The sequence below is a fragment of the Acinetobacter tjernbergiae DSM 14971 = CIP 107465 genome (assembly GCF_000374425.1).
In the GTDB taxonomy this organism is placed as follows: domain Bacteria; phylum Pseudomonadota; class Gammaproteobacteria; order Pseudomonadales; family Moraxellaceae; genus Acinetobacter; species Acinetobacter tjernbergiae.
This window is the reverse complement of record NZ_KB894353.1, coordinates 81,518-101,929: the sequence shown is the minus strand read 5'-3', so window position 1 is coordinate 101,929 and position 20,412 is coordinate 81,518. Positions and strand designations below refer to the sequence as shown.

Here is a 20,412-nt window from a genome sequence, read left to right as displayed (position 1 = left end):
AAAATTTCTCCCCCAACTTATTCATTTTTTAGAACTAGATCAATTGATGCTCTCAACAATACTAATCATAACTTCAGCGCAGTTTTCACGTGCGAGTCTTGCTTTTGTATATTCTTCAGAATGATAACAAGCTTGTGCAGTCGCCAAATCAGTAAATTCAATAATGACATGACGTTGAAACTGCGCACCTTCCATACAGGTTGATTTTCCCCCTCTAGCAAGGAATTTAGCCCCATATTTTTCAAAGGCTAAAGGTGCTAAAGTCATATATTCTTTGTATTGTTCTACATCATGAATGGTGACATGTGCAATCCAGTAAGCAGACATTCTTGTATCCTTCCATTTTAAATTTTAAAACTATTTTAGTTACAGAATTAGCCGATTAAGCATTCAAAATATTTTTTGCAACCTTAGCTGCTTCCGCAATATGTTCAGCCACGGCTTGCTTCGCTTTTTCAGGATCTTGATGAAGATAAATGGCTTCGCACATATTTTTAATACGTTGATAGCCAGAAATTTCACGTTTCGTCGATTTCATGGTCATTGCACGAAGACGACTAATTCGACCATTCAAACGTTGTACGACTTCCCAAGCAATATGATGTTTTGCGGTGGTAAAAATAGTTTCGTAGAGTTTTGAAGAAGTAGAAATAATTAAATTAATATCATCTGCAATAAAAGCTTGCTCAAGTTCAACCAATAATGCTTTAAGCGTCTCTGTTGTTTCAGCCGTTAGGTTTTGGGTGCAATCGGCAACAGCACTTTGTTCGAGTAAAAGTCGAATTTCATAAATTTGTGAGGCGATGTTCCAATTTAATAGTGAAACGATAGGACCTTTATTCGGTAAAATTTCAACTAAACCTTCTGCTTCTAAATAACGAATCACTTCACGGACGACTGAGCGGCTCACGCCCAATTCATCACATAAGCTTCTTTCAACCAGTCTTTTCCCAGAGGGGAAATAGCCCGTAATAATGGCATTGCGTACCTTGTCTAAACAAAGCTCTCGCAAAGTCACAGGTGGGTTTTCAATTTTAAGATTCATAAGCGATCAATCTGTCCTGATTTTAATAATACAGAATTTTGTTACAAGTTCTTTACTAAAAAACAGCATAGCAAACTCTTGCTTTTTTTTCATTATGTATTATGGTATACCATAATACGAATGCAAAAATAAATTTACTCACAAGGAAATGCCATGAATCTAATCCGTAAAACAGTTCTTCATGTTGAAACGACTTATGTCGATGGTGATAAGGAAGCAACAAAACCGTTAAAAATGGTGGCTGCTGCTGCTGTGATCAAAAACCCATGGGCTGGTCAGGGCTATGTGGAAAACTTAACACCAGAGATTCGCCGTATCGCGCCAATTCTAAGTGAGCATTTAACTCAACTGATTCTTGATGAAGTTGGCTCAGGTGAAGCTGTAGAAGCATTTGGTAAAAGTGCGGTCGTGGGTCTCAATGGTGAGTTAGAACATGCTTCAGCACTGATTCATACTTTACATTTTGGTAATACTTATCGTCATGCAGTCGGAGCAAAGTCTTATCTTGCTTTTAATAATACCCGTGGCCCAGCGAATGCCTCGATTCTTGTTCCAATGATGGACAAAAATGATGAAGGCCGCCGTTCTCATTATTTAACATTACAGTTTGCAATTCCAGATGCACCCGCTGCTGATGAAATTGTGATTGTGATTGGTGCAGCAACAGGTGGACGTCCACATCATCGTATTGGCGATCGTTATCAAGATTTGGAAGAGTTAGGTCATGATCTCAAAAACCCTGCAGCTGTCAAATAATCGGATTGCTCATTATTTTGAGCAAGGAGAGGGAGAGCCTTTGGTTCTCATCCATGGTGTCGGAATGCAAGCAGCCGCATGGTATCCACAAATTGAGTATTTTTCGAAAGATTATCGCGTGATCTCGGTGGATATGCCAGGTCATGGACAAAGTACAAAACTTACAGATGGCGCACCGTTAAAAGCATTTGTCGACTGGACGATTGAATTTATTACAGCACTGAATTTAGGTGCAGTGAATTTGGCAGGTCATTCGATGGGTTCGTTAATCACTACTGGTGTGAGTGCGACTCGCCCTGATTTAGTTAAACGAATGGCGGTATTGAATGGTGTATACAAGCGTACCACTCAAGCCCGAGATGCGGTTGTAAATCGTGCAGAAGAGTTAAAAACAGGTCATATTGATATTGAAACACCACTACAACGCTGGTTTGGCGAAAGTGAAGCAGAGCAAATCGCTGCTGCGAGAGTCAAATCATGGTTAGAAGATGTTGATTTATCTGGTTATACCACGGCTTATGCAGCGTTTGCACATGGTGATCAAATTTATGCAGATGATTGGGCAAAAATTCAATGTCCAGCATTGGTTTTAACTGGAACAGATGACCCAAATTCGACAGCCGAGATGGCAATTCAAATGGCGAGCCAAGCACAACATGGCACCGCTATTGTGATCGAGAATGAACGTCATATGGTGAACTTGACTGCACCAGACGAAGTAAATAATGCAATGCAAGCTTGGTTAGAAACAAAAGTCTAGTTTGCCACACATTGATGAAGGAATATGACAATGAGTGAAATGGATAGTGTTAATAAAATACGCGAATTACGTGATGCCTTTGGATCATTTATGACTGGCGTAACCGTCGTAACCACCTGTAAAGATGATGGAACACCGTTAGGCTTTACCGCGAACTCTTTTGCTTCGGTGTCTTTGGACCCAGCTTTGTTGCTCGTCAGCATTGCCAAGACATCAAGCAATTATCATAACTTTGCGAATGCTTCGCATTTTGCAATTAATATTTTGGCAGAAGAACAAAAGGATGTTTCGAATACTTTTGCTCGACCAAGTGACGATCGATTTGCAAATCTAGCGTGGACAACCAGTGCATGTCAAAACCCTGTCATTGATCAAGTCAGTGCATGGTTTGATTGTACCACCTATCAAATTGTTGATGCAGGCGATCATGCGATTCTGATTGGTCAGGTTGAAGGTTTTGCCTCAGCTGGTTTTGCAGGTCTAGGATATTACCGTGGTGGTTATTTCACACCAGCTAAATTATCTGCGGAAGTCATTTCAGGACCTAAAGTGGTGATCAGTGCAATTATTGGTCACGAAAATAAAATCTTATTGGAACAAACAGCCGAGCAAAAATGGACGATCCCTCATCTCTTAGTCGATAAGGATGGCGCTGATAAAGCTCTCGATAAAATTTTTGCACAATATCAACCCGATGCCTCAGCCAGCTTTATTTATTCAGTCTATGAAAATATAGAGAACCAACAGCAGTACATTTCTTTCTTGTGTAATACCCCAATTGCACATGCGACGAAAGGTCAATTTATTGATTTGAATGATTTAGAACAACTGACTTTTGTAGATAGTGCTTTAGAAAGTATGTTGATGCGTTATCGTAAAGAAAATCATCTTAAAACTTATGGTGTCTATTACGGTAATCAAACCAGCGGTACGGTTCGTCAAATTGTTAAAGAGGAAGTTTAACTATGCGTTTTTCATTATTTGTACACATGGAACGTGTTTCTGATCAACAAACGCAGAAGCAGCTCTATGATGAGATGATTGAACTTTGCCAGATTGCCGATCAAGGCGGTATGCATGCGATTTGGACAGGTGAACATCATGCGATGAATTTCACGATTGCACCTAATCCATTCATTAACTTGGTTGATATTGCGAATAAAACCAAAAATGTACGTTTGGGTACTGGTACGGTGGTTGCGCCATTCTGGCATCCAATTAAATTGGCAGGTGAAGCTGCCATGACGGATATCATTACCAATGGTCGTTTAGATATTGGGATTGCACGTGGTGCTTACTCATTTGAATATGAGCGTATGGTACCTGGTATGGATGCATGGAGTGCGGGTCAGCGTTTACGTGAAATGATCCCCGCGATTAAAAACCTGTGGAAAGGCGATTATGAGCATAATGGTGAGTTTTGGCAGTTCCCAAAAACCACTTCTGCACCTCAACCATTACAACAACCGTATCCACCGATTTGGGTAGCAGCACGCGATCCAAATAGCCATGAATTTGCGGTGCAGAACGGCTGTAATGTACAAGTCACACCATTACATTTTGGTGATGAAGAAGTCGAAAAGTTGATGGGACATTTCAATACCGCGTGTGAAAAGTTTGTTGATATTCCTCGTCCTGAAATTATGTTATTGCGTCATACCTATGTGGCTGATAGTGAAGAAGATGCTCAATTAGCAGCAGATGAAATCAATACATTCTATAACTATTTTGGCGCATGGTTTAAAAATGAGCGCGAAATTACGCAAGGTTTAATTGCGCCATTGAGTGATGAAGAAATTGCAGCTCATCCATTTTATACGCCAGAAGCCATGCGTAAAAATAATGTGATTGGTGAAGCGCAAGAAGTGATTGATCGCTTAAAAGCGTATGAAGCAATGGGTTATAACGAATATTCATTCTGGATTGATACAGGAATGAGCTTTGAGCGTAAAAAAGCATCGTTACAACGTATGATCAACGAAGTGATGCCTGCATTTGCATAGGAGAGAAGACATGACTTCTCAATTCCAGTTGTATATCAATGGTCAATTCGAGGATGGTGCTGCACAATTTGACAGCATCAATCCTGCGACAGGGCAAGTTTGGGCGCAAATGCCTGAAGCACGTACAGATGAAGTCAATCGTGCCGTTGCTGCGGCATCTCAGGCTCTGCAAGATGCGGCTTGGGCCGGTTTAACCGCCTCACAGCGTGGAAAATTGTTATATAAACTTGCTGATTTAATCGAAAAAGCTGCACCGCAACTGGCTCAATATGAAACCAGTGATACAGGCAAGATCATTCGTGAAACGTCGAGCCAAATTGCTTATGTGGCTGAATATTATCGTTACTATGCAGGAATTGCAGACAAGCTCGAAGGTAGCTATCTACCGATTGATAAACCAGATATGCAAGCATGGACGATCCGTGAACCTGTGGGTGTCATTGCTGCAATTGTTCCGTGGAATAGCCAACTATTTTTGTCTGCGGTTAAAGTTGGGCCAGCATTGGCGGCAGGTTGCAGTATTGTTCTGAAAGCCTCTGAAGAAGGGCCTGCACCTTTACTTGCCTTTGCACGTCTGGTGCATGAAGCAGGATTTCCAGCGGGTGTGGTGAATATCATTACAGGTTTTGGCCCTGAATGTGGTGCGGTTTTAAGTAGCCATCTAGATGTTGCCCATGTGGCATTTACGGGAGGCCCAGAAACAGCGCGCCATATCGTGCGCAACTCGGCTGAAAATCTTGCCAAAGTATCACTAGAGTTAGGCGGAAAATCTCCTTTCATTGTATTTGCAGATGCTGACTTACAAAGTGCAGTGAATGCACAAGTCGCAGCGATTTTTGCAGCAACAGGGCAAAGCTGTGTCGCAGGCTCACGGTTGTTGGTTGAAGCAAGTATCAAAGATGAATTTGTTCAACGTTTGGTTGAGCGTGTTCAAAGTATCAAGATTGGTTTGCCTGATGATATGGCAACAGAATATGGTCCTTTGTGTACCTTGCGCCAACGTGAAAAAATTGAGCAAGTCGTTGCTCGCTCGATTCAGCAAGGGGCGAAATTATTGGCAGGTGGGAAAACGCTTGAAAGAGCAGGTTATTACTATCCACCTACAATTTTAGACTGTAGTGATGTAGCGCAAGCTGATTGCGTCATGACCGAGTTATTTGGTCCTGTCTTGTCTGTGGTGAGTTTTAGCACCGAAGCAGAAGCGATCCAAAAAGCCAACAGTACGCCTTATGGACTGGCAGCTGGCGTGTTTACCAACAATTTAAGCCGCGCGCATCGGATGACCAAAGCAATTCGTTCAGGGATTGTTTGGCTGAATACCTATCGCGCTGTTTCTCCACTTGCACCTTTTGGCGGTCATGGTCTATCAGGTCATGGTCGTGAAGCTGGCTCGGATGCAGTTTTAGATTACACCACCACCAAAACGGTGTGGTTACGTACATCTGATCAACCGATTGATGATCCTTTTGTGATGCGTTAATGCATCACAAAAGCAATCAGGATTTTAATTTCAAGGATGAAAAAATATGAATAAGCTGAATTTCAAAATCACATAAATCTGATCACGGCATAAGTAAGATCATTTTAGTTGGGCTTAAACAGCATCAACAAGGTTCGCTTGATCTTTTTTTGTCATTTCATCACCCAAAATTGATGTGATTGCGCTGTAAAACAAGAGAAATATAGGTCAGGTCATCTGGATATGGCGCTGATTAGGCAGGTTGTGAAACCTAAGTTTACTCTCACCAATATTGATATTGGGGAAAATGAAGTCCTCAAAAGAGAGATTAAGGATATGAGCCAAAATGAGAAAAATGCTTTCGCAATCGAAAGCCATTCAATTGATTATGTAGATCCGTCAGAACGTCATGGAAAAGTTCGCGATCTATTCACGCTCTGGTTTTGTACCAATATTGCACCTTTAGCGGTCATTACAGGTGCAATGTCCATGTTAACGTTTAACCTCAGTCTGATGAGCGCATTAGTGGCAATTTGTTGCGGCCATTTTTTTGGTGCTGCCATTTTAGCGTTGACCTCTGCGCAAGGGCCACAAGTGGGTATTCCGCAGATGATTCAAAGTCGCGCACAGTTTGGGCGTTATGGCGCATTACTGGTCGTGTTATTTACAACATTGATTTATCTCGGTTTCTTTATTTCCAACATTATTTTGTCAGGTAAAACCTTACATACGGTTATCCCCGCGATTCCTGTGCCAACAGCAACCGTGATTGGTGCAATTGCAGCAACGACCATTGGAGTGGTGGGTTATCATTTAATTCATAATTTTAATAAAATCGGGACATGGTTAATGGGCGGTTCATTGCTGATCGGCTTGTTGATTATGTTGCCACAAATTAATGCTGAAGTACTTGCCAAAGGCTCATTTAACCTAAAAGGTTGGTTTGCCATGTTCGGTTTATGTGCCGTTTGGCAAATTAGTTTTTCACCGTATACCTCAGATTATTCACGTTATTTGCCTAAGTCGATTGGGATTTTTAAACCGTTTATTTTCACTTACTTGGGCGCTTCGTTTGGAACAATCTTTGCGATGGCATTCGGTACAGTGGCGGTGAGTATTGGTTCTGGTGCTGATGCGATGGAAGCAGTGAAATCGGGTACAGGTGTTTTCGGTTCGATCCTGATGATTTTATTCCTTTGTAATATCATCGGTCACAATGCCATGAATTTATATGGTGCGGTTTTATCGTGTATTACTTCGATTCAAACTTTTGCTGGTCAATGGATACCGAGTAAAAATATTCGTATTGTTCTATCAATTATTGTTTTAATTATTGCAACATTTACAGCACTTTGGGCATCAAGAAACTTTATTAGCTTCTTCCTAAACGTCATTTTTGCCTTACTGTTTATCTTAGTGCCTTGGGTCTCGATTAACTTATTAGATTTCTATGTGATTAATAAGAAATCTTATGATATTCAGTCGATCTTTGCACAAGACGGTGGTATCTATGGCAAGTTCAACGCCAAAGCTTTAACGGCCTATTTCATTGGAATTGCGATACAAATTCCTTTCCTCACCAATGCCTTTTTTACAGGCCCATTCGCAAACGTCATTCAGGATGTAGATATCTCTTGGGTGATTGGATTGGTGGTGAGTTCCGTTGTGTACTACGTCTTTAATCTTGAAAAGATCAAATGTAATAGTCCAGAACTCAATGTAAAAGCACAACATTAAACGTGGTCAGAAAGGAATCTTCGACATGAAAAAAAGTTATTTACAATTCGCGTTGGCAACTGCGTTAACTACAATCATTACGCCGAGTTATGCTGGAATTAGTTTTGGTGACAGCAATGCGGACTCAGGCAAGTTAACGATTTCTGGTTACGTACGTGCCAATTATCAAGACAAAGATTATGGTGAACCTGTTTCAGAGCATCAGCTTCGTTTTAGTGCTGCACAATTAAAACTCGATTATGAGCGTGGCAAACTATTTGGGCATGCTGAATATCGTTGTTATCAGTACGATACACTTTGCGATTTTTCAACTTTAATTGATGCATATGCGGGTTATCATTTAAATGAGACTGATCAGGTCGTAGCAGGGATGCAAGCTGTTCCATTTGGTCCAGGACGTTTTTGGAACAATAGTCTATATGGCAGTATCAATACCACAACAGGGCTAGAAGATGTCCATAACTTAGGTTTGAGCTATCATTTTGAATTGCCAACTGCGACTAAATTTGATCTCGGATATTTTGCGATTGATGGTGGACACTATCAAGGAACAACCAAAGAGTCTGGTCGCTACAGTGCCAATTATGTCAGCTCAGATAATACGACACAAAGTGATCTCCAAGAGAAAAACATGTGGGTTGGGCGCATGACGCAAGATATTAATCTGGGTGTAAAAGGTTTAAGCACACAGGTCGGTGCTTCGTATTGGACTTCTGAGATTGATAATAAGACTACAGCTCAAACGGGTCGACGCAATGCGTGGGCATTATTTAGCAAAATCAATTATGGCAATCTAGGTCTGACCTTAACGGGTGGCAAAAATGATGTCAGTAATAAAGATGCAGTTGATGCAACATCATCTTTGATGGGTTCATATGACACTGAATACTATGTTGCAAACAAAGCGACCTATTATACGGCTGATCTTGGGTATACTTTTAAAGATGTTAAGCAGATTGGCAACATTACTCCTTATTTTATGCATAGCCGATATAATAAGGATTTGGCTGGATCACAAGATTCAACTCGGAATATTCTTGGTGTTTCAATTGACCATAAACAGATTTCTTTGGTCGCAGAATACATTATGAGTCAAAATGATCCCTTCATTGGTGGTACTGAAAAATCACTTGCAGTCGGGGATGATGGTCAATGGAATAAGTTGCTCAACTTAACTTTATTCTATTACTTCTAAGATGAGTTAGAAGATTCGGGCAACCGAAAATTTTTTTCAAGATTTTTATGGTATGCCATAATACAAGATGGCTTTATTTCAGATCATTTATGTTATGTTGGTAGATGATCTGAAAATTGATGCCGACGTCTAAATAGGATAATCAGTATGCAACTCAATGAAATGGCGCTATTTCACCAACAAGCTTTTGTTGCTGGGCAATGGTGTGATGCCGATAATCAGCAAACTTCTGATATTTATAACCCTGCGACCCAAGAAGTGATTGGTACTGTACCGAATATGGGCAAGGCAGAAGCCAAACGAGCAATTCAAGCAGCAGTTGCAGGTTGGGCCGCATGGAAAAATAAAACGGCTAAAGATCGCTCCACAGTTTTAAAAAAATGGTTCGATTTGATGGTTGAAAATGCAGATCAACTCGCATTTATTTTGACCAGCGAACAAGGTAAGCCTTTAGCCGAAGCGAGAGGTGAAATTTTATATGCTGCCAGCTTTGTTGAATGGTTTGCTGAAGAAGCAAAACGCGTTTATGGTGATATTGTGCCTAGTCCGTATCCAGATGCACGGATTATCGTGAGCAAACAACCGATTGGTGTTGTTGCAGCAATCACGCCGTGGAATTTTCCGGCGGCGATGATTACCCGTAAAGTTGCACCTGCTTTAGCTGCGGGTTGTCCTTGTATTGTTAAGCCTGCACCTGAGACACCGTTTACAGCTTTGGCCTTGGTCGATTTAGCGATTCAGGCTGGTGTACCTGCTGAGATTTTTAGTGTCATTACGGGTGATGCAGTCACGATTGGGGATGCAATCTTTGAAAGTGATGATGTACGGAAATTTACTTTTACAGGCTCGACACCTGTGGGAAAATTACTCTATCAACGTTCAGCGCAAACTCTGAAAAAAGTTTCATTAGAATTGGGCGGTAATGCACCTTTTATTGTCTTTGATGATGCAGATTTGGATGCTGCAATCGAAGGGGCATTAATTGCTAAATATCGTAATGCAGGGCAAACCTGTGTTTGCGTGAATCGCTTTCTTGTGCAAGAAGGAATTTACGAAAAATTCATTGCTGCATTAAGTGAAAAGGTCAATGCTTTTGCAATCGGCAATGGCTTGGATGCAGGTAGTGAAATTGGTCCATTAATTAATGCTAATGCAGTGAAAAAGGTTGAAGCCCATGTTGCGGATGCCTTAGCCAAAGCAGGTCGTTTGGTTGCTGGTGGTAAACGTCATAGTGCAGGTGAATTATTTTATCAACCTACGATTATTGCTGATGTCACCGCCGAGATGGATGTAGCGACTCAAGAAACATTTGGTCCATTGGCTGCAGTATTTAAATTTGAAACGGAACAGCAAGCCATTCAAATGGCAAATGCGACTGAATTTGGTTTGGCAGCGTATTGCTACACTAAAGATTTAGGGCGTGCTTGGCGTATGAGTGAACAACTTGAATACGGTATGGTTGGAATCAATAAAGGCTTAATTTCCAATGAAGTCGCACCATTTGGTGGGATCAAACAGTCTGGTTTAGGGCGTGAAGGTTCTAAATACGGCATCGAAGATTATCTAGAAATCAAATACACCTTATTTGGGGGATTGAACGCATGAGCAATGAAAAGTTTGAAAAAGGCTTAGCGATTCGCAAACAAGTATTAGGCGAAGCTTATGTGAATAACTCGATCAACAATGCCGATGATTTTAGTTTACCTTTACAAGAGTTAGTCACAGAGTACTGTTGGGGTGCAGTTTGGGGACGAGAGGAACTGAGCAAGCCAGAGCGAAGTTTAATTAATCTTGCCATGATTTCTGCGCTTAATCGCCCACATGAATTAAAACTTCATGTCAAAGGTGCTCTACGAAATGGCGTACCTAAAGAAAAAATTCGTGAAGTGCTTTTACAAGTCGCAATATACTGTGGTGTACCTGCGGCAGTAGATAGCTTTCGTATCGCCAAAGAAGCAATTCAAGAATATGAACAAGAAAATGCTTAATTAATTGATCGAGTAAACTGTATATTTCAATAAATAGGCAGTTTGCTCAATAATATGTACGCTTCAAAAATCCAAAAGTCAAAGATTGAAAAATGACAAATCCACTCCAAATCCGCAATAAAATGGCGTGTAAGTTTGGAGTACTATTTATTTTCTAAATAATGATTGAGTTCACATACAGCTATATTATTCGGTTTCTGGCAGGGATTGGTGTAAATTATTCGCCAAGCCAAAGTTCTTTTTATAAGAGTTTAAGCAACGAAATTTGTATAGTGTTGATCAATAATCTGAAGAGTAAGGTATGCCTGCGACCCCTAGTAAAATCAAAAAACCTTTATATATTCCTTACGCTGGGAATGCTCTTTTAGAGTTACCATTGTTAAATAAAGGTTCTGCTTTTTCGGAAGAGGAGCGCGAAAAATTTAACTTGCATGGTCTCATACCAAACAATATTGAAAACATCGAAGAGCAGACCCAACGCTCATATCAACAGTACCTTTCATTTGATAGCGACTTGAATAAACATATTTATTTAAGAAATATTCAAGACACAAATGAAACACTTTTTTATAATTTATTGAGTCAGCATTTAGATGAAATGCTACCGATTATTTATACCCCAACGGTAGGGGAAGCATGTCAGCGTTTCTCGGATATTTATCGCCGCCATCGCGGAATTTTTATCTCCTATGGCGAACGCCAATACATTGATCAGATTATTCATAATGTGAATAAGAAAAATGTCAAAGTCATTGTCATTACAGATGGGGAACGCATCCTAGGTTTAGGCGATCAAGGGATTGGTGGGATGGGAATCCCAATTGGAAAACTATCTCTCTATACAGCTTGTGGAGGGATTAGTCCTGCTTATACATTACCTATTACCATTGATGTTGGTACCAACAATCAAGCATTATTAGATGATCCAATTTATATGGGTTGGAAACAACCACGTATCAGAGGTGAACAGTATTATCAGTTCGTTGAGCAAATTATCTCTGCAATTCGTCAACGTTGGCCTGATGTCTTAATTCAATTCGAAGATTTTGCACAAACAAATGCAATGCCATTATTAACTCAGTATCGAGATAAAATTTGCTGCTTTAATGATGACATACAAGGAACTGCAGCAGTTACAGTTGCTAGTTTAATTGCTGCATCTAGAGCACTAGGTAAACAACTTAAAGACCAAACTATAACTTTTGTTGGTGCTGGTTCAGCAGGATGTGGTATCGCAGAACATATTGTTAGACAAATGATGGACGAGGGGCTGAGTGATCATGAAGCGCGTTCACGTATCTTTATGGTGGATCGTTTTGGCTTAATGACAGATCAACAGCCAAACTTACTCGATTTCCAGCAAAAACTGGCAACACCTACAAGTGTGATCAGTACTTGGGAATATACAGGTGAAAATATTGCACTCTTAGATGTGGTTAAAAATGCTAAACCAAGTATTTTAATTGGTGTATCAGGGCAGGCTGGATTATTTAGTGAAGAGGTGATTAAGACCTTAGCAAAATATTATAAACATCCGATTGTTTTACCACTTTCTAACCCAACTTCACAGGTCGAAGCGCAGCCTAAAGATATTATTGAATGGACACAAGGAACAGCGATTGTTGCTACAGGTAGCCCTTTTGCCCCTGTTTATTTCCAAGGAAAAAGTTATTCAATTGCACAATGCAATAACTCATATATTTTCCCAGGTATTGGATTAGGCGTAATTGCATGTGGTGCAAGCCATATTAGTGACTCAATGTTGATGGCTGCAAGTACAGCTTTAGCAGACTGTTCGCCACGCTTAAAAAACCCAGCAGCTGAACTATTGCCAAATATTAATGATATTCAGCAAGTTTCTAAATTTATTGCTTTTAAAGTTGCAAAAGCGGCTATGGCAGAAGGTCTAGCAATGCCGATGAGTAATGATGTTCTTAAAACAGTAATTGATGATAATTTTTGGACACCTGAGTATCGTCATTATTCTCGTGTGACTTTTTAATAGAGTTATATATTTCAATACTTTGATATGTTTAGAGTTTTTTAATTTATTAAGTGGTCAAAAAACTTTGATAGAACTCTAAACATATTGAGTCTTAGCTAACAAATATTCGGTATTAGGGGCTCTTGATATTTTCTGTATAAAAGATAGTAATTAAAATTTAATCGCTAAACCAAATTTACTATTTGAATGCTTCCTACAACACTAAATGATCAACATTAGAACCTTACGCAGTGATACTCGTAATTTTGATATTTATCTCAAACAAAATTTTAGAAATTATATTGAAGCTATTCTTTATCGATTAGAACAGGTTCTCTATAGGGAAATTTACCACTAAATTTTGACAATTTAAATCCAATATTAAAAAAGAATAATTGATGATCTAAGTACAAGTAAGTTAATCGAGATATTTAAGGGTTATAGTAGGTTAGTTTTGTGATGATTCATTACAGACCCAAAAAATAATAGTTTAAAATTACAGTTCCAAATATGTAAGCCCACTTACGTGAGCTTTGATTATATTACTAAATCTTAACGACCATTGCGGTTACGGCCACGAGGTGCTTTGGTATTTGGACGAGTCGTACCATTGGTTTTACGGCGTGGCTTATCCGTATCTTCAGTTTGCCAAATACGAGTTGTGCCACCACCTGCTTTTTTCTTCCCTTTAAAAGGCGTTTCGCCTTTTTCTTCACGCGCTTTATCTTTTGCACGAGAGAAATGCGGCTTATTGTGCGATTTTTTCGCAAAAGAACGTCCTTCATACGGTTTATCCGCAGGTACATCCTTAAAGTCAGGATAAAGCAACGGTTCAATTTCGATTTGTTCACCAGGTTTTAAACCAAGTTTAACGACATCAATCGAACCAATTTGAGTACGGATCAAACGTAAAGTTGGAAAACCAACGGCAGCTGTCATGCGGCGAACTTGGCGGTTACGTCCTTCACAGATTTGTAGTTCGATCCAAGTGGTTGGAATATTGGCACGAAAACGTACAGGTGGCGTACGTTCCCATAACCACTCTGGCTGATCTACTTTACGTGCTTTGGCAGGTAAAGTCATACCATCGGCGAGTTCAACGCCTTTTTGTAGTCGTTCAATGGCTTCTTCTGTAACATCGCCATCAACTTGAGCAAGATAAGTCTTATATTTCTTATTCTCTGGGTGGGTAATATATTGATTTAACCCTCCATGATCGGTAAGAAACATTAAGCCCTCGGAATCTAGATCTAAGCGACCTGCGATACGAAGTTCAGGGTCTTTAATAAAGTGTGAAACAGTTAAATGTGTTTCATCCTCACGGAACTGTGACAAAACGTCAAAAGGTTTGTTGAATACAACTATTTTCATATGAGTATACTGCTTTGGCTATGGGCGGCATCATAACAATAAAGGCTTTTATTTAATCGGAAAATGTTGTTATTTCCCGTATAAATCTCAAAAAAACCTGTTTTGAACTAAACTGTTTCATGCAATAAAAACGAAAGTATGCCATAGAAGGCATAGTGATAATCGCTAAATACATGAGGGAGAACCTGCAAAATGGGTTATCAGAAGATCGTGGTTCCTGCAGATGGTGACAAAATCACAGTAAATGCAGACCTGTCACTGAATGTTCCAAATCATCCAATCATCCCTTTTATTGAAGGTGATGGTATTGGTGTGGATATTACACCAGCTATGAAAGCAGTAGTAGATGCTGCGGTATTAAAAGCTTACGGTGGCAAACGTTCAATTGAATGGATGGAAGTCTATTGTGGTGAAAAAGCAGACAAAATTTATGGCAGTTATATGCCAGAAGAAACTTTTGACGCTCTACGTGAGTTTATTGTTTCCATTAAAGGGCCTTTAACCACACCTGTTGGTGGTGGTATTCGTTCTTTGAACGTTGCATTACGCCAAGAACTTGATTTATATGTCTGTGTGCGTCCAGTACGTTGGTTTAAAGGTGTTCCTTCACCTGTTCGACACCCTGAATCAACGGATATGGTGATCTTCCGTGAAAACTCAGAAGATATTTATGCAGGGATTGAGTGGAAAGCAGACTCAGAAGAAGCTAAAAAAGTCATTAAATTTCTAAAAGAAGAAATGGGTGTGACTAAGATTCGTTTCTCTGAAGGATGTGGTATTGGGATTAAGCCTGTATCAAAAGAAGGTACACAGCGTCTCGTGCGCAAAGCCATTCAGTTTGCGATTGATAATGATAAACCTTCTGTGACCTTGGTTCACAAAGGCAATATTATGAAATACACCGAAGGTGCGTTCAAAGAGTGGGGCTATGAACTTGCGATTGAGCGTTTTGGTGGTGAGTTACTCGATGGTGGACCATGGGTAAAAATCAAAAACCCGAAAAATGGGAAAGACATCATCATTAAAGATGTAATTGCCGATGCCTTCTTGCAACAGATTCTAATGCGTCCTGTCGATTATTCAGTTATTGCCACATTGAACTTAAATGGTGACTATATTTCTGATGCACTTGCTGCTGAAGTCGGTGGAATCGGTATTGCACCAGGCGCCAATATTGGTGGTGCAATTGCGGTCTATGAAGCGACTCATGGAACTGCACCCAAATATGCAGGGCAAGATAAAGTCAATCCTGGTTCGATTATCCTGTCTGCCGAGATGATGTTGCGTGATATGGAGTGGACAGAAGCTGCTGATCTGATTATCAAAGGTATTTCTGGTGCTATCGAAGCGAAAACGGTCACTTATGATTTTGAGCGTTTAATGACGAATGCAACCTTGTTACGTTGTTCTGAATTTGGTCAAGCGATCATTGAACATATGGGCGATTGAGTCATTTTTATTGTTTTTAAAGGAGTAGTTTTGACTACTCCTTTTTTTATTTTTTGAAAAATGAATGAACTGAATATTCAGATAACATCTTTGTAAAAGTAGGTCACATAGATTTCAATATGTTTACTCGTTTAAAACTGATACAGATCAATTGTAAAATGTCTAATTTATTTAATACCCTCGTTCAAGATTTAAAGAAAAGCATAAGTCCGCAAGGAAACTATGTATTAAGTGCTTACGCTAAGTTGAAAAATATTCCTGGTGGATTAACCATACTTTCAAAAATTGTGAGTCGCAAAGCACCTTACTTTCAAACGGTTAATCCCATCATTCGTAAACTTGAACGCAATTATTGCGAAGCGAGAATGTCAAAAAATAAAAGTGTAGAAAATCATATTGGTACAGTTCATGTGATTGCAATTTGTAATGGATTGGAATATGTCATGGGTGTTCTTGCAGAAGCTTCAGTACCAGCACATCTCAGATGGTTACCCAAAGGTATGCAAGTTGATTATTTAGCTAAAGCGAATACGGACATTCAATTGAAAGCGGTCGTTGAAGGAGATTGGAAAACTGGAGATTTGCATGTCAATGTGCAGGCGTTGCGTGAAGATGGAGTCGTTGTTGTTCAAGGCATTATCACGCTTTGGGTAACAGAAAAAAAATAAGATAGATTTTAAACATTCATTCATTGAGAAATATCATGTGCGTTATAGTTGCTTGAACTTAAACGAGTTTCAGTTATGGTTTTAATGAGAATATAAACAAATAATTGATGATAGTGATTTGAGCTAAATTGAGAAGAAATTTGCGAGTATTATGCTGTGTATCGTAAATTTAGAAAAATCTGTATCTACCATTGATAGACCAAAAGTTCAAAATGGCTGAAAAATATTTAGAGTCTCATGTCATGAAGATGTATCAAGTTGATGCTTTTACCCAAGAACTATTTAAAGGTAATCCTGCGGCTGTCATTGTTACAGAGCAATGGTTAGATGAAAACTTAATGCAAAATATCGCATTAGAAAATAACCTTTCCGAGACAGCTTTTGTTAAGACAATAGATGATGGAAATTATGAAATTCGTTGGTTTTCACCAACAGATGAAGTTGCATTTTGTGGACATGCCACGCTAGCGAGTGCCTTCATTTTATTTAAAGATTTTACGATGGCAAAAACCATTCAATTCCATGTGCGCGATTTGGGAATTTTTGTGGTTAGCCAAGCGGTAGATGGCAAGATTAAGATGAATTTTCCTATTCGAAAAGCTGAACTTGTGTCTGAATATCCTCAGGAACTGCGGGATGGTTTAACCAAGCCATTTAAAGCGGTTTATCTGAATGAGCAGGCTTATATTGTTGAATATGAAACAGTAGATGATGTCTTAAATGAACAACCTAATTTTGAAAAATTAAAACAATTAGGGAAACGACGTACTGCGATTACAGCCTCTCAACCTGATGTTGCTATTACAGCGAGAGGAGAAGGTCAGTTTGATTGTGTATCTCGTTATTTTGCCCCTGCAATTGGGATTAATGAAGACCCTGTCACGGGTTCGATTCATACTGCGATTGCTCCATTGTGGGCTGAAAAACTTGATCGAACCGAACTTGTTGCTTATCAGGCATCAGTTCGAGGTGGGATTTTAGACTGTGTGATTGAGTCTGAACAACGCATTGAAATCTCAGGTTATGCAAAACTATATATGCAAGCTGAACTTGAAATTTAAATTGTAACTAAACCGCTATAAAAACATAGAAAAAAGCTGTTTAAATACACAGCTTTTTTCAAAACATAACTATTAAAAATTTAAACCATTATCTAGTATAGCTTGTTGTTTTTATTTAAATCACCAAAAAAACTTGGATAATCTATGTTAATGCGGTTTAAGCAGCTTACGCTCTCACTTTGTTTGATTGGGTTGAGTGCAACGTCTTGGTCTCAGACAGTACTCGTAAAAAGTGAAAAAAATATTGAAGAATACAAATTAGATAATGGTTTCAGAGTTATCCTTGCGCCAAACGATAAAGAAAACAAAGTTTATGTCAATACGGTGTACTTAACAGGCTCACTGAATGATCCTAAAGGGAAAGGTGGTCTTGCTCATTTACTCGAACATTTGGCTTTTAAAGGTACACAAAATGTCAAAGGTGATGAATTTCAGCGTCGCTTGGATCAATTCACGTTGATGACCAATGCGAGTACCGATTATTATTCAACCAAATATTTAAATATTGTTCGTCCTGAAAAAAATGCACTGAATGAAATTTTATACCTCGAATCTGAGCGTATGGATAAATTGGTGTTACAAGAAAAATTTGTCCCTTCTGAAATTGAAATTGTAAAACGTGAACGTGAGATCCGAATGGATCAACCGTTTGCAGTATTGATGGACCAAATGTGGAAAGCTGCCTATGGCAATCAATATTTAGGTCGATTGCCGATTGGGGATTTACCAGAATTAAAATCCATCAAGATGAATGAGCTCAATCAGTTTTATAGAACATGGTATGCGCCCAATAATGCTGTGATGGTGATTTCGGGTAAATTTGATAAAGCAGAAGTACTGAATAAAATTGATCAATATTTTAGTCCGATTCCTGCACGTACTGTGCCTGCGCCTGTTCAAGTTCCAGTCTTAGATTCAAGTAAGATTGAGCAGCGTAAATTCACGGTACAAAAGGGCAGCGACCTCGCTAAATTCCACATCTATATGAATGGGAAAAATACACAACTACAGCCAGCTTTGGCACTTGCGCCAGCACTTTATACCATGCAGCCTAGTGGTACGCTGTATAAGAGCATGGTGGAAACGGGGGTGAGTACGGCTGTTCAATCGACAACATGGTTAGACCAAGATTTTAATTTGGTCTTTATGGGCGCTATTTATGCGCCGAATCATGATGCGAAGAAAGTCGATGACGCTTTGATTGAAGGTGTCGAGAATAGCCAAGCATTTACAGATGCAGAATTACAACGTATTAAAACCATTACTCAAAATACCGCTGATACGATTGCAAATGATGCCGCTGCTTTGGGTTCTCGTCTCAGTGATTATGCAGTGTCTTCACATGGGCAATGGGATCAGTACTTCAAAGATTTACAAGCCATTCAAGATTTAAAATTGAATGATGCAAATCAAACATTAAAACAGTTTCTAGTGTCATCTCATCGTATTTCGGGAGATATTCTACCTACGCCTGAAGATCAAAAGAAAGCGATGACACTCAAGGCACAAGATAAACCTAAAACCTTAGATCAAAGTGCCGAAAAACCTGAACCTTTGAAAGATGTTGCTATTTATCAACAAGAAGTTACTCAGTTTGTTGCACAGTCTGCGCAGCAGCTACAGAAACATGAGCAAAAAATCCAACGTGGTGAGTTAAAGAATGGTATTCGCTATGCTTTATTTCCAACCACAACACGTGATGACAAAACCTATGCCACCATTAGCCTAGATTTTGGTACGGAGAAATCACTGTTTGGCAAAGGGGTGACCTTAGATTTAACCAGTTATTTGATGCTGCGTGGTTCTGAAAAACATACATTGCAAGAAATTACAGATAAAGCGATTGCAGCAAGTGGTGGAGCATCTATCACTTCAAATGGTAATGGTTTGACGATTGGGATTCAGGCAAAAAAAGACAAATTTGAAGATTTCTTAAACTTTATTATTGATGTCATGAAGCAGCCTAAATTTGCACAATCAGAATTTGATTTAGCGAAAAATCAAAGCTTATCTGCATTAGATCGACCGTATACTGAACCTGCGATTGTTGCCTCAATGACCTTGGCTCGATTACTTGAAACCTATCAACCAGGTGATTTGCGTTATCACTTTGAACCTGAATTTGCCAAAAAGCAGTTAAATGAAGCGACACAAGCACAGGTTAAGCAATTCTATGATCAATTCTTTGTCACTAATCATGCGCAAATCGCAGTAACAGGTGATTTCGATCCGAAGAAAATGCAAAGCACCCTACAGAAAGCATTTGGACAGTGGAAAACCAAACACCCATACCAAAAAATTACATCGCCGTATGTTCAATTCAAAGCAGAAAAAGTACATGCTTTATCCGAGCAACGTGAGTTTGGTAGCTATCAAAGTATTCTAACCATTCCTGTAGGTGCTTACCATCAGGATGCACCTGCCTTGATTCTCCTCAGTCATATTATGGGTAACTCGCAGTTATCTTCTCGTTTGGCTCAGGAATTACGTGAGAAAAATGCGCTTGTTTATGGTTTTGGGAGTGATCTTGATCTAGATTCAGACACCGAAAGTGGGTCGATTAGTATTACAGCGAACTATACAGCGGGTCGTTCTGATCAGGTATCGCAATCTGTTCATAAGGTATTGACCGATTTATTGAGTAAAGGGGTAACTGAGCAGGAAGTGGAAGCGGCTAAAGCAGATATTATGAAGAAGCGCGTGACTTCATTAGAAGATGAACGAAATATTCATAAAATGCTTACAGGACAGTTAGAGCGTAATAAAACCTTGATGGATCGTGCTGAGCGAGATCAAGCGCTTGCAAAACTGACCAAGGCAGATGTGGATGCTGTGATTAAGAAATATATCAAGCTAGATCAGTTTGTTGAGGTGATGGCTGACCAATATGGTAAAGCCCAAGACTTAAAATAGCAGATCAAAAGAAAGCCACTCTT

Annotated in this window: 17 protein-coding genes and 1 pseudogene; 15 read left to right on the top strand and 3 right to left on the bottom strand. The window is 39.4% G+C overall.

Annotated elements, in window-relative coordinates; genetic code table 11:
* Positions 1-39: 39 nt before the first annotated feature.
* Together C502_RS0100390 and C502_RS0100385 are read right to left on the bottom strand one after the other, a co-directional pair.
* Entirely contained in the window at positions 40-327 is a 288-nt protein-coding gene (locus C502_RS0100390) for a DUF1330 domain-containing protein (protein WP_018676879.1), read from the bottom strand.
* A gap of 55 nt (positions 328-382) precedes the next feature.
* Positions 383-1,045, bottom strand: coding sequence for a GntR family transcriptional regulator (locus C502_RS0100385; RefSeq protein WP_018676878.1), 663 nt, complete (start codon positions 1,043-1,045; stop codon positions 383-385).
* A gap of 153 nt (positions 1,046-1,198) precedes the next feature.
* On the opposite strand from C502_RS0100385, the gene C502_RS0100380 reads away from it, so the two are divergent.
* The 11 genes and pseudogenes from C502_RS0100380 to C502_RS19700 form a co-directional block, all read left to right on the top strand.
* A complete protein-coding gene (locus C502_RS0100380; protein ID WP_018676877.1) occupies positions 1,199-1,801 on the top strand; it encodes an amino acid synthesis family protein in 603 nt (200 codons plus the stop codon).
* Positions 1,770-2,561: an alpha/beta fold hydrolase gene (locus C502_RS19065; protein WP_018676876.1), complete on the top strand. Its 792-nt coding sequence runs from the start codon at positions 1,770-1,772 to the stop codon at positions 2,559-2,561. Before C502_RS0100380 ends, C502_RS19065 begins: the two co-directional genes overlap by 32 nt.
* Before the next feature lie 30 nt (positions 2,562-2,591).
* Positions 2,592-3,524 (top strand): flavin-dependent trigonelline monooxygenase reductase component, encoded by a 933-nt coding sequence (gene tgnA / locus C502_RS19060; protein ID WP_018676875.1) that lies wholly within the window; start codon positions 2,592-2,594, stop codon positions 3,522-3,524.
* Between the two features lie 2 nt (positions 3,525-3,526).
* On the top strand, positions 3,527-4,564 hold the full coding sequence (gene tgnB / locus C502_RS0100365) for a flavin-dependent trigonelline monooxygenase oxygenase component (protein WP_018676874.1): 1,038 nt from the start codon (positions 3,527-3,529) through the stop codon (positions 4,562-4,564).
* A gap of 10 nt (positions 4,565-4,574) precedes the next feature.
* Complete coding sequence (gene tgnC, locus C502_RS0100360) at positions 4,575-6,044, top strand: (Z)-2-((N-methylformamido)methylene)-5-hydroxybutyrolactone dehydrogenase (RefSeq protein WP_018676873.1); 1,470 nt, start codon at positions 4,575-4,577, stop codon at positions 6,042-6,044.
* Positions 6,045-6,359: 315 nt separating this feature from the next.
* A complete protein-coding gene (locus C502_RS0100355) occupies positions 6,360-7,760 on the top strand; it encodes a purine-cytosine permease family protein (RefSeq protein ID WP_026315701.1) in 1,401 nt (466 codons plus the stop codon).
* Positions 7,761-7,785: 25 nt separating this feature from the next.
* On the top strand, positions 7,786-8,955 hold the full coding sequence (locus tag C502_RS0100350; RefSeq protein ID WP_018676871.1) for a hypothetical protein: 1,170 nt from the start codon (positions 7,786-7,788) through the stop codon (positions 8,953-8,955).
* Between the two features lie 147 nt (positions 8,956-9,102).
* A complete protein-coding gene (locus C502_RS0100345) occupies positions 9,103-10,560 on the top strand; it encodes an NAD-dependent succinate-semialdehyde dehydrogenase (RefSeq protein ID WP_018676870.1) in 1,458 nt (485 codons plus the stop codon).
* A complete protein-coding gene (locus tag C502_RS0100340; protein ID WP_018676869.1) occupies positions 10,557-10,943 on the top strand; it encodes a carboxymuconolactone decarboxylase family protein in 387 nt (128 codons plus the stop codon). Before C502_RS0100345 ends, C502_RS0100340 begins: the two co-directional genes overlap by 4 nt.
* A 301-nt stretch (positions 10,944-11,244) precedes the next feature.
* Entirely contained in the window at positions 11,245-12,945 is a 1,701-nt protein-coding gene (locus C502_RS0100335; RefSeq protein ID WP_018676868.1) for an NAD-dependent malic enzyme, read from the top strand.
* Positions 12,946-13,134: 189 nt separating this feature from the next.
* Positions 13,135-13,252 (top strand): annotated as a pseudogene (locus C502_RS19700) (IS5/IS1182 family transposase); the annotation flags it as partial.
* 227 nt (positions 13,253-13,479) lie between these two features.
* Here the strand turns inward: C502_RS19700 and C502_RS0100330 are convergent.
* Complete coding sequence (locus tag C502_RS0100330; RefSeq protein ID WP_018676867.1) at positions 13,480-14,298, bottom strand: rRNA large subunit pseudouridine synthase E; 819 nt, start codon at positions 14,296-14,298, stop codon at positions 13,480-13,482.
* Between the two features lie 192 nt (positions 14,299-14,490).
* Between C502_RS0100330 and icd the strand changes: the two genes are divergently transcribed.
* The 4 genes from icd to C502_RS0100310 all read left to right on the top strand — a co-directional run bounded on the left by icd (position 14,491) and on the right by C502_RS0100310 (position 20,389).
* Positions 14,491-15,747, top strand: coding sequence for an NADP-dependent isocitrate dehydrogenase (gene icd / locus C502_RS0100325; RefSeq protein ID WP_018676866.1), 1,257 nt, complete (start codon positions 14,491-14,493; stop codon positions 15,745-15,747).
* A 158-nt stretch (positions 15,748-15,905) separates the two neighbouring features.
* Positions 15,906-16,415 (top strand): hotdog fold domain-containing protein, encoded by a 510-nt coding sequence (locus C502_RS0100320; protein WP_026315700.1) that lies wholly within the window; start codon positions 15,906-15,908, stop codon positions 16,413-16,415.
* Between the two features lie 242 nt (positions 16,416-16,657).
* A complete protein-coding gene (locus C502_RS0100315) occupies positions 16,658-17,476 on the top strand; it encodes a PhzF family phenazine biosynthesis protein (RefSeq protein WP_026315699.1) in 819 nt (272 codons plus the stop codon).
* A 144-nt stretch (positions 17,477-17,620) separates the two neighbouring features.
* Entirely contained in the window at positions 17,621-20,389 is a 2,769-nt protein-coding gene (locus tag C502_RS0100310; RefSeq protein WP_018676863.1) for a M16 family metallopeptidase, read from the top strand.
* Positions 20,390-20,412: the final 23 nt, after the last annotated feature.

What these genes read in the sequence shown, in the direction of transcription:
- C502_RS19065 (WP_018676876.1), top strand. Translation starts at nt 1,770, where the DNA reads ATGATCTCAAAAACCCTGCAGCTGTCAAATAATCGGATTGCTCATTAT.
- C502_RS0100350 (WP_018676871.1), top strand. Translation starts at nt 7,786, where the DNA reads ATGAAAAAAAGTTATTTACAATTCGCGTTGGCAACTGCGTTAACTACA.
- icd (WP_018676866.1), top strand. Translation starts at nt 14,491, where the DNA reads ATGGGTTATCAGAAGATCGTGGTTCCTGCAGATGGTGACAAAATCACA.
- C502_RS0100330 (WP_018676867.1), bottom strand. Translation starts at nt 14,298, where the DNA reads ATGAAAATAGTTGTATTCAACAAACCTTTTGACGTTTTGTCACAGTTC.
- C502_RS0100340 (WP_018676869.1), top strand. Translation starts at nt 10,557, where the DNA reads ATGAGCAATGAAAAGTTTGAAAAAGGCTTAGCGATTCGCAAACAAGTA.
- tgnC (WP_018676873.1), top strand. Translation starts at nt 4,575, where the DNA reads ATGACTTCTCAATTCCAGTTGTATATCAATGGTCAATTCGAGGATGGT.
- C502_RS0100310 (WP_018676863.1), top strand. Translation starts at nt 17,621, where the DNA reads ATGTTAATGCGGTTTAAGCAGCTTACGCTCTCACTTTGTTTGATTGGG.
- C502_RS0100335 (WP_018676868.1), top strand. Translation starts at nt 11,245, where the DNA reads ATGCCTGCGACCCCTAGTAAAATCAAAAAACCTTTATATATTCCTTAC.
- C502_RS0100345 (WP_018676870.1), top strand. Translation starts at nt 9,103, where the DNA reads ATGCAACTCAATGAAATGGCGCTATTTCACCAACAAGCTTTTGTTGCT.
- tgnA (WP_018676875.1), top strand. Translation starts at nt 2,592, where the DNA reads ATGAGTGAAATGGATAGTGTTAATAAAATACGCGAATTACGTGATGCC.
- tgnB (WP_018676874.1), top strand. Translation starts at nt 3,527, where the DNA reads ATGCGTTTTTCATTATTTGTACACATGGAACGTGTTTCTGATCAACAA.
- C502_RS0100315 (WP_026315699.1), top strand. Translation starts at nt 16,658, where the DNA reads ATGAAGATGTATCAAGTTGATGCTTTTACCCAAGAACTATTTAAAGGT.
- C502_RS0100320 (WP_026315700.1), top strand. Translation starts at nt 15,906, where the DNA reads ATGTCTAATTTATTTAATACCCTCGTTCAAGATTTAAAGAAAAGCATA.
- C502_RS0100380 (WP_018676877.1), top strand. Translation starts at nt 1,199, where the DNA reads ATGAATCTAATCCGTAAAACAGTTCTTCATGTTGAAACGACTTATGTC.
- C502_RS0100385 (WP_018676878.1), bottom strand. Translation starts at nt 1,045, where the DNA reads ATGAATCTTAAAATTGAAAACCCACCTGTGACTTTGCGAGAGCTTTGT.
- C502_RS0100355 (WP_026315701.1), top strand. Translation starts at nt 6,360, where the DNA reads ATGAGCCAAAATGAGAAAAATGCTTTCGCAATCGAAAGCCATTCAATT.
- C502_RS0100390 (WP_018676879.1), bottom strand. Translation starts at nt 327, where the DNA reads ATGTCTGCTTACTGGATTGCACATGTCACCATTCATGATGTAGAACAA.